Raw genomic sequence first — 12,768 nt, forward strand, 5'->3', positions numbered from 1 at the left:
TTATAGAGCGCCGGCCGCCGTTTCCGGTGACAGCTCGGCGCTCAAGCGGGGCGGAACTGACGTCAGGGCTTGCAGGCGTCTTCCGCCCGCTTCACGCGACGATCAAATGATTTACGACCTGACCGACGCCCGGCGCTGACCAGGCTGCTTGACACGCCGCACGTTTTTCCGCCAGCGAGCGAACCGTACCCGTTAGCGTAACCACGCCGTCGCGTGCGTCGATCACGATGCCCTCGCACTCGTGCTCCGCCCACCGCGCGAGTGCGGCGGCAATCTGGGCACCGACCTCCACTTCGGTCTCGTTAGTGCGCACCGCGATCTGGTTGACGAAGCCCAGCACGCCGCGCATGCTGCTCACGAGCAATTCAGCTGCATGCCGTTAATAACCCCATTCGACCCCGCCCGTGAGCGTCACACAGCCGCGCTCGACTTCGACCTGTATTGCGCAATCCTTGAGTTCCTCGCGCCATTTCAACGCCGCCACGATTGCGCTGGCGAGGTCCTCGTCCCGATGCAGTGCCGGCGAAGGGCGCGGAACCTCGAGTTCAAGAACAAGTCCGCGACACCCGGCCACGCGCCGCACCGCCTTTTGCGCAGCGATCTTCTGTGTGAAGCTTCGCACGGAGCCGGCGAGTGTGACAATGCGGTCGTGAACGCCCACGGCTATCCGCTGGTCATCGACAGCAGGATCCCAACGCAGCTCCTGTTCAATATCCCGCACCAACGATTCGTCTGCCTTCATGCGTGTCTCCCGCAGGTCCGCTTGACATAGCACATAGGAGGGCGTCCCGGTCAGGCCGGTATCCGAACATGGCGTCGTGCACCGACACAACATCGCTCCGCTCTCGTTGGAGATGTTGATGTCGATCAAGCATTGAAGCTCGGCAGTGGTTTCTCGCAGGACAGCGTCGGACCAAAGTCGGCGTAGCGTTCGCGGATGATTGCCAGAGCCCGCTCATTGGAGCGGAGCGCTCGCTCCAATTGCACGCTTAAGCTTCTCCAGTAGCTGATGGCGCACAGCATAGGGTTTACCGTCAAAAGCAGATTGATTCATATCAAGCCTCCACGACAGAACCGGGTGTCGAATAAGCCTTGATCTATCCGGAGACAAACTATGTCGCCCAAGTCGCTGGTCTTTCATCACACTGCGCGGCGCCTGCTGCTCAACGGCGTCAACGCGCTGGCTGAAGCCGTCAAGGTGACCTTAGGCCCCGGTGGTCGTAACGTCATTGTCGAGCGGCCCGAGGAAGTTCCGCTGATTGCAAACTCCGGCGTGGTAGTCGCGCGATCAATAGAACTGCAGGATCGTTTCGAGGCCATGGGCGCACAATTGCTGCGCGAAGTCGCGACGAAAACGAGTGAAATAGCGGGTGACGGTACGACGACCGCCACTACACTCGCGCAGGCCATGATGGTCGAAGGCATGAAGTGCGTGACGGCCGGCCACGATCCGATGGCGCTCAAGCGCGCGGTCGAGGCAGCCGGCAAACGCGTTGTCGAGGAACTGCATCGCCTCGCGCGGCCCTGCTCGACCATCGACGAGATGCGGCAGATCGCGACCATCTCGGCAAGCGGTGACGGCAGTATCGGCGAGCTGGTCGCGCGGGCAGTCGAGCGCGTCGGCAAAGATGGCGCGATCAGCATAGAGGACGGCTCGAAGCTCGACGATGAACTCGAGACGGTCGACGGCTCCCTGATCGATCGCGGCTACCTGTCGCCACTTTTCGTCGAAGCGGAAAGTCGCGAGGTCGTGCTTGAGGAGCCACGAATCCTGCTTTGCGACACCGCGATAACTGCAGTTGCGCATTTGCTGCCCGTACTCGAAGCGGTCAGCGCAATCGGCAAACCGTTTTTGCTGGTCGCCAACGAAGTCGAGGGCGAAGCACTGGCCGCCCTCGTGGTCAATCATTTGCGCGGAACCCTGAAATGCTGCGCGATCCGTTCGCCCGGCTTCGGCGAGGGCCGCTCGGGACAGCTGGCCGATCTCGCCGCCTTGACCGGCGCGACGGTCATTTCGCCGCAAACGGGGCGTGCCGTCGAACGAGCGACCCTTGACGATCTTGGCTCCGCGCGACGCGTCGAACTCACGCCCGGGACAACCACGATCGTCGCGGGCGGCGGCGATCGCCAACGCATCGACGAGCGGATTGCCGGCTTAAAGAAACAGATGCAGGCGCTTGGGCCAGGACGTGAGTGCGATGCGCTGGCGAGCCGGTTGGCGAAGCTCGCCGGCGGCGTCGCGGTGATCAAAGTGGGCGCCGCGACCGAAGCCGCGCTGCACGAACGCAAGAACCGCTTCGAGGATGCGTTGCACGCAACCCGCGCGGCGGTTGAGGAAGGCATAGTGCCGGGCGGTGGCGTCGCGCTGCTGCGCGCGAGAGGCGTGCTCCTCGAATCTGGGCGGGATGTGCAGATGCAAGATACGGGGGCCAGAATTGTCTTCAATGCGCTCGCGGCACCGCTGCATCAGATCGCCGCCAACGCGGGAGCCGACGGCCAGGCGGTGGTGCATGCAGTTGCAGCGGCGAGCGGCTCATATGGCTATGATGCGGCGCACGCTCAGTATGGCGACATGATCGAGGCCGGCATCGTCGATCCAGTCAAGGTCGCGCGCACGGCGTTGCAGAATGCGGTCTCCGTCGCGTCGTTGCTGCTGACGACCGATTGCATGGTCGCGAGCCGGTCAGCGGCAGCGGCCATGGCGCCGTTTGGCGTCGAGTCAGATCTCTACCGCGGAGGCGCATAATGCCTGCGCCGATAGCGCCGTCGCCGGGCCGGGGGCCCGCCGTCACCCGTTTCAGCTTCTGTTACCGGGACGCCCGACACGACGCCAGACTGTATGAAGTGTTGATTGTGCTCGACGAGAGGGCATCCGTTTGCCGGATCGAGATCCGTCATGCCTCCTCGATCGCCGACGACCTGCCCCCGCTGTCCAGTGGACGGCTTAGCGCGGCGCGCCTGCGCAAGGCGGTGGGCCTGCTGGGGCTGATCGAACGCATGACCCGTCACGACAGGGGTGCAAACGAAGCCGGCACGCTCGTCAGCATCGCTCATTTGCAGGATCAGCGCCGTCCTCTGCGCCTGAAAGACGTGCCGAAGCGGAGCAAGGCTCGCGGCCCTCGCGAACGATGGCCGGCCGTCCAGGGGAAAATGACGCGGCACCCGCTCGCCCGGACAGCTGCTACGCTTTCTCACGCTGAGCCGCTCGCGCTCGCCCTCTCCCGCACTTCAGCTCCGCGAGCCCGCACGCGGAGCCGCTATCCGGTCCGTCGGCCATGACGTCCTGTTCGGGCGAAGTCATTCTCTTCAGGCGAGGTGCAGCGTTGCCATGCATTCGCGATGAACCGATGCGACGCAACTGCCGTTGGTTGGCCTCGCGCGCCGAGGCTCGCATTTGCACAAGGCACGATTGCGTCACGATGCTTGCACTTCTTGATGGGCCTTCGTCTCACGCTCATTTCTTGATCGATCTCAAGCACTGCTTCGATTGAACGCCCAGAATTGTCAAAACTGGAATTGCGCTGTCACCCGTCGTATCGAACCGCGCATCCAGAGGGAGACGACATATGAGCACGTATCGTTGCAGGACCGGGGGACTGGATTACAAAGTGGTGACGTCGTGAATCAGGCCTGGACGGAGATGGGGCCACTGTTCCGCAATCGCGCCGAAGCAGGACGCATGCTTGCACGGCAACTGGGCGCCTACGCGGGGCGTAGCGATGTGGTCGTGCTGGGACTGCCGCGTGGTGGCGTTCCGGTGGCCTATGAAGTCGCGCAAGCGCTATGCGTTGAACTGGACGTCCTGGTCGTGCGCAAGCTGGGAGTGCCGCACTATCCGGAACTGGCCATGGGCGCAATTGCATCCGGCAACGCACTCTATCTCGACGAGCAGACGATCCGAATGGCAGGGGTCGACCGACCGGAAATCGCCACCGTGCTGAATGACGAACGCCGCGAACTGGCACGGCGAGAAGCGTTATATCGCGCACAGCGGCCGCCGTTGAACATCGAGGGCCGAACGCTCATCCTTGTCGACGATGGCATCGCCACGGGCTCAACGATGCGCGTCGCGATTGCGGCGATGCGCGCCGCCGGCAAACCGGCGCGAATCGTCGTGGCCGTACCGGTTGCACCACACGGCATCGCAGAAAGTTTCACCGATCTCGCGGATGAGTTCGTTTGTACATACAGCATGCGGTACTTCGGCGGTGTCGGTCAGTACTACCAGGACTTCGGGCAGACGAGCGATGCGGAGGTGCGCGCCCTCCTCGCGCGCTCCCATCAGGACGTATCGTGATGCGCCCCGTCACCACACCGTTTCTCGCCGTGCGCGAGCTCGCACAACGGCTCAACGACAATGACGCCGACTTTGACGCGTTGCTGGAAATGGCACGGAGCCGGCAAGTGGTCCTGCTCGGTGAAGCCACCCACGGCACGCAGAATTTCTATCGCATGCGGGCGCAGATTACCCGGCGTCTGATTACCGAGGGCGGTTTCGACGCAGTCGCAATCGAAGGCGACTGGCCCGATGCCTGGCGCGTGAACCGCTTCGTGCAGCACGAAGACGACGCCGACGCTGACGCCGCGCTTGGCGATTTCCGGCGTTTCCCGACCTGGATGTGGCGCAATCGCGAAATGCGCGACTTCATCATATGGCTGCGTGCGCACAACGCCGGACTCCCGCCACAAGAGCGGGTCGGTGTCTACGGACTCGATCTGTACAGCATGTACCAGTCAGCCGACGCAGTCATCCGTTATCTCGAACAGGTCGATCCGCGGCAGGCCGCAGTGGCGCGCGAGCGCTATGCCGCGCTCGATCATGTGCGGGAACCGCAGGCCTACGGATATGCAACCGCTGTCGGGGTCCGGCCTGATGCGCACGAAGGCGTGGTCGCGCAGTTGCTGCAGCTGCGCGCCGACTCACTCCAGCATCTATCCCAAGATGGCCTCGGGGCCATCGACGCGCAGTTCTTTGCGCAACAGAATGCTGAAGTCGTCGTCGACGCGGAAAACTACTATCGATCGATGTTCGGGCGGCGCCTGAACACCTGGAATCTGCGTGACGCGCATATGTACCGCACCCTGTCAGCCCTCGCCCACTACCGGGTCCGGCGCGGCGGCACGGGACGTGTCATCGTCTGGGCGCACAATTCCCACGTGGGTGATGCGCGTGCGACCGAATCGCATCTGCGCGGCGAGTGGAATCTCGGTCAACTGGTACGTGAAGCGGTCGGTGCAAGCGCCCTGCTTGTCGGTTTCAGCACCTACACCGGGCACGTTTCGGCCGCGTCCGAATGGGGCGGCGATGTCGAGCACAAGTGGGTACGTCCCGCGCTGCACAACAGCTACGAATATTTGTTCCACAGCACCGGACTGGACCGCTTCTTCCTGCCACTGCAAGGGGTCGCGTCGGAACCGTTGCGGGAAGCCATGCTCGAACGGGCGATCGGCGTGATCTATCTGCCGCAAACGGAACGCGAAAGTCACTATTTCTGGACGTCTCTCCCGAACCAGTTCGACGCGCTGTTCCATCTCGACGAGACGAGTGCGGTGGAGCCGCTCGATGCGCCGCAACAGTGGCATCGACGTGAGAGTCCGGAACAGGCAGCCTGAGCACAACGATGCGAGGTGGAGGCACCCTATGCATGAGATCCGGACGAGCGACGTATCGATACCGTCTGGCGAAGTCACGCTGGACGGCATCCTGACTATCCCCGAAGAGTCCAGCGGGGTGGTCGCGTTTGCGCATGGCAGCGGCAGCAGCCGCTTCAGCCGCCGCAATCAGGATGTTGCGGCGGTCCTTCAGCAGGCAGGGCTCGCGACCCTGCTCTTCGACCTGCTGACAGGCGACGAAAGCGATCAGGACATGGAAACGGGCCTCTACCGCTTTGACATTCCCTTGCTCGCGCGACGCCTGACCGACGCGATCGACTGGCTCAAGGCTTTCCCGGCAACCGCGACGTTCGACGTCGGCCTGTTCGGCGCCAGTACCGGCGCGGGCGCCGCGCTGATTGCCGCCGCGGCACGTCCGGCACGGGTACGCGCCGTCGTGTCGCGCGGTGGCCGGCCTGACCTCGCCGACGCGGCGCTTGCGCGCGTGCGTGCGCCAACGTTGCTGATCGTCGGTGCATGGGATACACAGGTAATCGAATTAAACGAGGTGGCTGCCCACCGGCTGGCATGTGAGCATCGGATGATCCTGGTGCCTCGCGCCACGCACCTGTTCGAAGAGCCGGGTGCGCTGGAAGAAGTCGCACGGCTCGCGGCGGCCTGGTTCTCGATCTATCTGCCGCACGCTCCGGTTGGATGATCGGCCCGCTCTGGCATCGGTCCCGCGATGCGAGCCGGTTCAGATCCTCGCCAGCGGCACCCAGGTAGCGCCATCCTTGATGTAGGAGCGCTTCACCGCTGCCCACGCAATCCGATGGGCAATTTCCTCGCGGCGCGCGTCCCCGTAGTGCGCCGCGTAAGAATGGTTGAAGGCGGCCCTATAGATGTCCTGCGCATGCAGTGGCAAGTGGTCTCGCACAGACGCAGGCAAATCCGAGTTGGAGTAGTAAGGCATGTCTCTCCCAAAAATGACAGAAACCCATTAAGAAGCTGTTGCGAAATTAGTTAAACATTGGCCTGAGTCGCGTCCAGCAAATCAAGGCGCAAGCCAGGGACAGAAAGGCTTCATGGACATGGGCATAACGTTCGTAGCGAATCTTCAGGCGTCGAAACGAGTGAAGCCATGCAATCGAGCGCTCGACTGGCCAACGCGTTTTGCCCAGACCACTGCCATGGGGCGAGCCAATCTTTGCGAGCACCGGCGTGATGCCGCGCTCTCTCAAACGCTGTCGATGTGGTTCCGAGCTGTAGCCCCGGTCGCCCTGAACGATTTGCGGTTTATGCAACGGGCGTCCCCGCTTGCCTCTAATGTGTGGAATGGCATCGACGAGTGCATCAAGCTGGGTGACGTCGTGGCGGTTCGCCCCGCTCAGAATGACCGCGAGCGGGATGCCTTTCGCGTCGACGATGAGGTGGTGTTTGCTGCCGAGCTTGCGCCGGTCCGTGGGATTCGGGCCGGTTTTTTTCCCGCCAGCATCGCGCGAATCGACGAGCTGTCTACAAGCGCTCGTGACAAGTCGATTTCGCCACGGCGACGCAGTTCGGCCAGCAGCGTTTCGTGGATGCGTTGCCAGACTCCTGCTTCTTGCCATGCCACGAGCCGCCGCCAGCAGGCGGTGCCCGAACCGCATCCCATCTCCTGCGGTAGCAGATTCCACGCAATGCCGGAGCGCAGTACGAACACAATGCCCGTCAGCGCGGCACGGTCGGGAGTCGGCTTGCGGCCCGCATACTGGCGATTGCGCGGTGCCCGAGCAGGTAAAAGCGGTTCGATGAGCAACCACAATTCGTCGTCGATGAGTTCTTTAGGCATCGCTTCCTGTTGGACAAAACAAGACAGGAAGTTAACACCAAGTCAGAAAAGTTAACAGGCCCAGAACTTAATTTCGCAACAGCTTCTAAGTCAACCGCTCCAATCTTAATGCCCGAACCTCTCCACCCTTTGATTTGGATCAGCGCGTCATACAGGTTCGAGTCGATGATGAATGTACAACAGCAGTTCATCATCTCGAAGGAGTATCGCCATGCGCATCACATTCCCTCCCACCGCACCGGAGTATCACGGCTCCGATCTGACTATTGGATTTGGTGCGCGCGTCGACGGAAAGAGCATTGACTGCGCGATTTCAGCCGAGGCACTTGAAGATCATTTTGGCGCAAAATCATCGTCTTCGGCCGATCTGCTAACCGCGTTCAACCGCCACCGAACCGAAATACAGAACACCGCCCGAGAGCTTCTTCATCTGGTGGACACGAATCAATTGCTACTGCACAGCGGCCACTTCCGGTTCAGGTCGGCTGCACGCCCCGATTGCATCTGAATATGAATTATCGTCTCTTCATCTGAGCGTGCTTCTTCGCGATGCGGCGTCTAAAGCACAAGTGTCCGGAAACCATCCAACCCGTCGTACACAAGCACTCATTGCGCGGATGGCGGCATGGTCCCGGGACAAGCGGCCGGAGACGGCGCGTATATGACGAATGCTTTTCTAAACGCAAGAGTGAAATCCGTCAGACGATCATGCGGAAGCCGACCAATGCCCGCTGCAGCCGCCCGGCCCCCGCCGCTTACGAACCGTCTGCACAGGTCGACGGCGCCATGAGGATTCGCCAGCGGAGCGCGCACGCTTACTACGTAATCTCCCTGAGCACGCCGGCTCAGCACGGCGTGGGCGCGGTCAGGAAAGCTGGTCGCCAGAAAATTTCCGAAAGCGCCGCGCACCCTGCGTGCCCATGGCTCATCTGGCAATACATAGATTGCTCCGCAAGCAAAATCCGTTTGGGGAGACAGCTTCAGTGCCAACGCCATGTCCCGGCGTCGCGCATCGCACAGAACTCGCACAATCGGCTCGTGCGCGATGAAATCGAAGGGATCGGTATAAGGGCGCAAAAGTTCGTAAAGCCTGGCGGGCCGAATCACAAGGTCGGCCTCGGTGTCGCCATAGGCGTTGTAATTGAGCGATTCCCCCAGTTCACGCAGTTGTTCGCCTTGCTCAAATGTGAGTGCGCGGCTCTCAGCAAGCGTTCGGGCCGCGCGCGCGAGGTTATCGCCGTGGGCCCCAACGATGGCCCAAAGACGGTGTTCGCCTCGCACATGACGGTCCACGAGCATGCTCGTACAGATTTCGGGCGCCGTATCGATGTGCGCCTTCAGATTGGGATGTTCAGGAATCTGCCCGCAATAGTGATGATCAAAGTACTCGACTTCGACGCCGTGTCCGAGCAACGCAAGCAACGCCGCCCGATTGACATCGAGCGAGATGTCCAACACCGTCGCGGATATGCCGGACCTGACCGGTACGCGAGCGAGCAGTTGGACGTCGCGCTTGACACCCGTTACCAGCGAAGATCTCAATGGTTTCGCCAGACGCAGCTGATGCAGTGCGCAGATCCCGTCAGCATCGCCATTGAACACGTCGAAATGTCTCATGCCTTGTCACCTTGAAGGGAGCGCCGTCAAATCATGACCGATTCTGAACTGCTGTTGTTCGCACTCGATGCGACGCATGTTTTTGGCAAAAGTGTAAGCCGCCGGTTGGGCGTTGAATTGAGTACGCATGAAGAGCGAGCTTTCGAGGATGGCGAGCACAAATCCCGCCCGCTCGTCAACGTACGCGGGCGAGATGTGTTTGTTCTGCAGTCCTTGCATGGAGACGACAGTCAAACCGTCAACGACAAGCTTTGCAGACTGCTTTTTTTCATCGGCGGACTCAAAGACGCTTCCGCGGCATCCGTGACCGCGGTTGTGCCTTATTTGGGCTACGCGCGCAAAGATCAAAAATCGCAAGTCCGTGATCCGGTCACGACCCGCTACGTCGCTGCCCTGTTCGAAGCAGTCGGTACGGATCGGATCATTACGATGGATGTACACAATCTCGCCGCGTATCAGAATGCCTTTCGCTGCCACACTGACCATCTGCAGGCGACCGCGCTGTTTGCTTCCTATTTCGCGCCACTCGTGGGTGACGACGAGGTCGTCGTCGTGTCGCCCGACGCTGGCGGCATCAAACGATCCGAGAAGTTCCGGCTGCGCCTGAGCCGCGAGCTCGACCGGCCAGTTGACAGCGCGTTCGCCGAGAAACACCGCAGCGAGGAGATCGTGAGCGGAGACCGGATTGTCGGGGACGTGCACGGAAAATGCGCGATCGTCGTCGATGATCTGATCAGCACCGGAACGACGATTGCACGCACGGTGAAGGCCTGCGTTGCCCTCGGCGCCACTCGAGCCTATGCCGCGGCATCGCACGGCCTGTTCGTCGGAGACGCGCCGGAAGTACTTGACGATGATTCGCTGACGCGAATCGCAGTCACAGACACGGTGCCGCCTTTCAGGCTGCCGGCTGGCAAGGTCCAAGACAAACTGGTCGTTTTGAGTAGCGCGGCTTTGTTCGCCGAAGCAATCAGGCGCATTCATACCGGGGGATCGATTAGCGAACTGCTGGAAGCTTGAGGCTCCGCCGCCCGAAACGCGTGTTCGGCGCGGCGTGCGTGTTGCTGCGCCAGATCCAGATATTGCCGTGCCCTATCCATCCATTTCGGAGAATCGCGGAATATCTCCTCGCGCAGATGCCACGCCGCAATTTTTGCCCGCACCGCGGCCCGATAGCTCTGGTAGAAGTGAACGAGCGCGGCACCTGGGCTGTCTCCCGTCACCGCGCCATACGTCTCCAGCAACATGTTGCCAAACTCCGGCGCGCCTAGCCGCTCGCACTCCAGCGCGAGAAAGCCCAGTTCATCGACTGTATCGAGCGTGCGGTACTCGGGCGAAAACTCAAGACAATCGATAATTGCGAGCGGCGGCGGCGGTGCAAGGCAGACGTGTTCAGGCCGCAGATCTCCATGTCCCTCGACGATTCTGCCCTCGCGAACGCGCCGGTCAAAGCTATCCTGATAGCGCGCCAGCATCTCGCGCTGTGCGAGGCACAGCGAATGCACCTGCGAGACGGACTGCGCGAACACAGGATCACATAGCTCACGCTCGCATTCGTCGATCCCCTGCCTCAGGCGGCGCCGATAGTCGGCGGCCGTGATGGCGACGCAAGGCAGGCGCAGATGAAATTCCGCTAGTCGCTTCGCTACAGCGCGAGCGTCATCCATGCTCGAAGTGCCGTGCGTCAGCACCCAATCGAGCATGCCGTCGGCGGGAAGCCGGCGCATCTTCACCAGCCAGTCGGTGATTACGCCCTCGCCGCCAAGCTGGATGGCCCCTTTGCTGTCCACAGTCAGCGGCACGACATCGAGGTATACCGTCTCTGCAAGGCGGCGGTTCAGGCGTAGTTCCTCAGTGCAGTAATACTGCCTTGCTTCAAGCGTGGAGAAATCGAGATGATCGTAGCGCACCGGCTTCTTGAGCTTGTACGCGTATTGGTCCGTGAGAAAAACCCATGACATGTGCGTTTCGATCACGTCAACGGCGGCCGTCTCCTCCGGATAGGCGGCCGCCTCGCGAAGTCGCGCCACTTTGGCCGAACTCGAAATGACCTCACCGGACATCATCGTGTCCATCTGTCCCGTCTCCGGTGCTGCGGCAGGAGTGCAAGCCCGCATCCACGATCGATGCCAACGCCTTCAGGGGTTCGCAAACGACGACATCGTACGATCCTGACGATGTCAGGTTACGCACCGGTCCGGGCAAGGCGTACAGTTGGCCGCGAGCATGCGCGCGACTTTCCGCGAGAGTCGGAGACGGTGCTGTGCGTTTCCCCGCTAACATCACCGGCTGCAACAGTGCGACTCCCGAGCGCGGATCGTCCTCGACGGTCAAATGGTCATAGGTCATGGTGCCGCCTGCGTCGTAGTGGCGATAGACCTGCTTTCGGCCCGGCCATGTAGCCTTGCCTTCTGAGCGCTTACGGCGCGGTTGTCCGTCGTATTCCGTCAGCTTGTATGCACAGTCGAGATAAGGTGCATCGGACGATGTGTTCATACGCGTTCCCACGCCGAACCCATCTATCGGTGCGCCCGACGTCAACAACTCCAGCAATCTGAATTCATCCAGATTGCCGCTCGCGAAGATGGTCACATGCGGTAGCCCGCCGGCATCCAGAATCGCGCGAACCCGCCGCGCGTGCTCCGCGAGATCGCCGCTATCGATACGCACCGCTTTGATCGCAATGCCGTCCTGCTGCAATCTCGGCAGACTCGTCGACCGGTATCCCAAGTTCAAACTCTCGCACCAGCATGGTCGGCCTCCGTCGAGCGAAACGTGGGACGATCGTCGACGAAGGGACATCGCGCGGGTTGATATACGTCAAGGCCAGGGTGCGTGCAACCCCATACCCTTTCTTCATGCGGACGCGCGGACGCGGCCGATGGAGCGAATCATGCACGACCAAATCGTGTCACAGGCAGAGCAGCCGGCCACCGCGAACGAAATCCGGCAGATCATCGGCCCTTTCGAGGACGATGTCGTCATAAAAATACTGGACGTCCAACCGACGGCCACAGACGTGTTGAGCGCGTTTACCTGGCTCCGTTCCGACGAATTCCTGCAGCGCCGTCTGGAGCACGAGCTGCACGGCAGGGCGGCGCGGGTATTCGAAATACTCGAGAGAGAGTATCCGGAATTGGATGGCGGGCAGATGTGATTATCCGCGCCGCGTTGGCGGCGTGTGCGTCGATTGCATACGCCTCGTCGCAGTATGCGCGCGTATTCTCAGGCGGGGGTATGCGCACCTGATACGCGTACCTAACCGTAATCATTCGCGCTCGCCGGGCACTGCTCATTTGCGCCGCCTGTGCTGCGCGGCGGCGTTAATCCTTCCAGGCTCTCTGCTGGTCGATCGCCCGCGCCGGCGTCGCGCTCGACGTCGGCCGCAGAACTACCGGCGGCAGACGACTCGAGCTCCATGGCGTCACCCGCCACGGCCGGAATTGACGTAGCGGTGCTTCGATCTCGGGCGAGCCGCCTGCGTACCTTGGCCATGCCAAACCATTTGACCTCAGTCCGCAGTTGCGCGACGTACGCATGCCACCCGCGCGGGTTGTCGCGGAACAGATGGTCGCGAACTGACGCGGCCAATGCGTCTCGGTCCAGCGGATCTTCCAGCAAATACTGCGGCCACAAACAGAATGCGCGTAGCGCATGCATGGTGAAATCTTTGACGAGCAAGCCGGGGAGTACGTATTCCAGCAAGGGCTCGTCTTCGAGCATCGGGT

Annotated in this window: 13 protein-coding genes and 2 pseudogenes; 8 read left to right on the forward strand and 7 right to left on the reverse strand. The window is 61.6% G+C overall.

Annotated elements, in window-relative coordinates:
- Positions 1-91: 91 nt before the first annotated feature.
- Positions 92-742 (reverse strand): annotated as a pseudogene (locus tag OH764_RS26335) (BON domain-containing protein).
- Between the two features lie 372 nt (positions 743-1,114).
- On the opposite strand from OH764_RS26335, the gene groL reads away from it, so the two are divergent.
- The 5 genes from groL to OH764_RS26360 all read left to right on the forward strand — a co-directional run bounded on the left by groL (position 1,115) and on the right by OH764_RS26360 (position 6,310).
- The gene (groL, locus tag OH764_RS26340) at positions 1,115-2,746 is read left to right on the forward strand and encodes an Hsp60 family chaperonin (RefSeq protein WP_498849097.1); all 1,632 of its coding nucleotides are present in this window, start codon (positions 1,115-1,117) and stop codon (positions 2,744-2,746) included.
- Positions 2,746-3,279 carry a hypothetical protein gene (locus OH764_RS26345; protein WP_498849098.1) on the forward strand — a complete coding sequence of 178 codons (534 nt, stop codon included), beginning with the start codon at positions 2,746-2,748 and terminating at the stop codon, positions 3,277-3,279. Before groL ends, OH764_RS26345 begins: the two co-directional genes overlap by 1 nt.
- Positions 3,280-3,640: 361 nt before the next feature.
- Entirely contained in the window at positions 3,641-4,297 is a 657-nt protein-coding gene (locus OH764_RS26350; protein WP_498851300.1) for a phosphoribosyltransferase, read from the forward strand.
- The gene (locus OH764_RS26355; RefSeq protein WP_498851301.1) at positions 4,297-5,613 is read left to right on the forward strand and encodes an erythromycin esterase family protein; all 1,317 of its coding nucleotides are present in this window, start codon (positions 4,297-4,299) and stop codon (positions 5,611-5,613) included. The genes OH764_RS26350 and OH764_RS26355 overlap by 1 nt, the downstream gene beginning before the upstream one ends.
- Before the next feature lie 37 nt (positions 5,614-5,650).
- Entirely contained in the window at positions 5,651-6,310 is a 660-nt protein-coding gene (locus tag OH764_RS26360) for a dienelactone hydrolase family protein (protein ID WP_498851302.1), read from the forward strand.
- A 39-nt stretch (positions 6,311-6,349) separates the two neighbouring features.
- Here the strand turns inward: OH764_RS26360 and OH764_RS26365 are convergent, their stop codons facing one another.
- Together OH764_RS26365 and OH764_RS26370 are read right to left on the reverse strand one after the other, a co-directional pair.
- Positions 6,350-6,565 carry a ChaB family protein gene (locus OH764_RS26365; RefSeq protein WP_498849099.1) on the reverse strand — a complete coding sequence of 72 codons (216 nt, stop codon included), beginning with the start codon at positions 6,563-6,565 and terminating at the stop codon, positions 6,350-6,352.
- Positions 6,566-6,611: 46 nt separating this feature from the next.
- Positions 6,612-7,423 (reverse strand): IS5 family transposase gene (locus OH764_RS26370; protein WP_498846769.1). Its coding sequence is split into 2 segments (ribosomal slippage): positions 6,612-7,084 and positions 7,084-7,423, totalling 813 coding nucleotides; the frame shifts between segments, so codons are not numbered across the junction.
- Between the two features lie 211 nt (positions 7,424-7,634).
- On the opposite strand from OH764_RS26370, the gene OH764_RS26375 reads away from it, so the two are divergent.
- Positions 7,635-7,931, forward strand: coding sequence for a DUF1488 family protein (locus tag OH764_RS26375; RefSeq protein WP_498849100.1), 297 nt, complete (start codon positions 7,635-7,637; stop codon positions 7,929-7,931).
- A gap of 98 nt (positions 7,932-8,029) precedes the next feature.
- On the opposite strand, the gene OH764_RS26380 is transcribed toward OH764_RS26375, so the two are convergent.
- Positions 8,030-9,040, reverse strand: coding sequence for an acetyltransferase (locus tag OH764_RS26380; protein ID WP_498849101.1), 1,011 nt, complete (start codon positions 9,038-9,040; stop codon positions 8,030-8,032).
- Between the two features lie 33 nt (positions 9,041-9,073).
- Here OH764_RS26380 and OH764_RS26385 point away from each other — a divergent pair, with 33 nt between their 5' ends.
- Complete coding sequence (locus tag OH764_RS26385; RefSeq protein ID WP_498849102.1) at positions 9,074-10,060, forward strand: ribose-phosphate diphosphokinase; 987 nt, start codon at positions 9,074-9,076, stop codon at positions 10,058-10,060.
- Here OH764_RS26385 and OH764_RS26390 read toward each other — a convergent pair.
- Together OH764_RS26390 and OH764_RS26395 are read right to left on the reverse strand one after the other, a co-directional pair.
- On the reverse strand, positions 10,021-11,115 hold the full coding sequence (locus tag OH764_RS26390) for a hypothetical protein (RefSeq protein WP_498849103.1): 1,095 nt from the start codon (positions 11,113-11,115) through the stop codon (positions 10,021-10,023). The genes OH764_RS26385 and OH764_RS26390 overlap by 40 nt on opposite strands.
- Positions 11,093-11,743: pseudogene (locus OH764_RS26395) on the reverse strand (beta/alpha barrel domain-containing protein); the annotation flags it as partial. The gene OH764_RS26390 and the pseudogene OH764_RS26395, both read right to left, overlap by 23 nt.
- Before the next feature lie 190 nt (positions 11,744-11,933).
- On the opposite strand from OH764_RS26395, the gene OH764_RS26400 reads away from it, so the two are divergent.
- Entirely contained in the window at positions 11,934-12,197 is a 264-nt protein-coding gene (locus tag OH764_RS26400) for a hypothetical protein (protein WP_498849104.1), read from the forward strand.
- Positions 12,198-12,298: 101 nt separating this feature from the next.
- Here the strand turns inward: OH764_RS26400 and OH764_RS26405 are convergent, their stop codons facing one another.
- On the reverse strand, positions 12,299-12,763 hold the full coding sequence (locus OH764_RS26405) for a hypothetical protein (protein ID WP_498849105.1): 465 nt from the start codon (positions 12,761-12,763) through the stop codon (positions 12,299-12,301).
- Between the last annotated feature and the right edge of the window lie 5 nt (positions 12,764-12,768).

Origin of the sequence: Burkholderia sp. M6-3 (genome assembly GCF_050858985.1) — a bacterium.
Lineage (GTDB): Bacteria > Pseudomonadota > Gammaproteobacteria > Burkholderiales > Burkholderiaceae > Paraburkholderia > Paraburkholderia caledonica.

Excerpts from the sequence above, each read along its gene's own strand:
- OH764_RS26365 (WP_498849099.1), bottom strand. The coding sequence starts at position 6,565 with ATGCCTTACTACTCCAACTCGGATTTGCCTGCGTCTGTGCGAGACCAC.
- OH764_RS26375 (WP_498849100.1), top strand. The coding sequence starts at position 7,635 with ATGCGCATCACATTCCCTCCCACCGCACCGGAGTATCACGGCTCCGAT.
- OH764_RS26385 (WP_498849102.1), top strand. The coding sequence starts at position 9,074 with ATGACCGATTCTGAACTGCTGTTGTTCGCACTCGATGCGACGCATGTT.
- OH764_RS26390 (WP_498849103.1), bottom strand. The coding sequence starts at position 11,115 with ATGGACACGATGATGTCCGGTGAGGTCATTTCGAGTTCGGCCAAAGTG.
- groL (WP_498849097.1), top strand. The coding sequence starts at position 1,115 with ATGTCGCCCAAGTCGCTGGTCTTTCATCACACTGCGCGGCGCCTGCTG.
- OH764_RS26355 (WP_498851301.1), top strand. The coding sequence starts at position 4,297 with ATGCGCCCCGTCACCACACCGTTTCTCGCCGTGCGCGAGCTCGCACAA.
- OH764_RS26345 (WP_498849098.1), top strand. The coding sequence starts at position 2,746 with ATGCCTGCGCCGATAGCGCCGTCGCCGGGCCGGGGGCCCGCCGTCACC.
- OH764_RS26350 (WP_498851300.1), top strand. The coding sequence starts at position 3,641 with ATGGGGCCACTGTTCCGCAATCGCGCCGAAGCAGGACGCATGCTTGCA.
- OH764_RS26400 (WP_498849104.1), top strand. The coding sequence starts at position 11,934 with ATGCACGACCAAATCGTGTCACAGGCAGAGCAGCCGGCCACCGCGAAC.
- OH764_RS26405 (WP_498849105.1), bottom strand. The coding sequence starts at position 12,763 with ATGCTCGAAGACGAGCCCTTGCTGGAATACGTACTCCCCGGCTTGCTC.
- OH764_RS26380 (WP_498849101.1), bottom strand. The coding sequence starts at position 9,040 with ATGAGACATTTCGACGTGTTCAATGGCGATGCTGACGGGATCTGCGCA.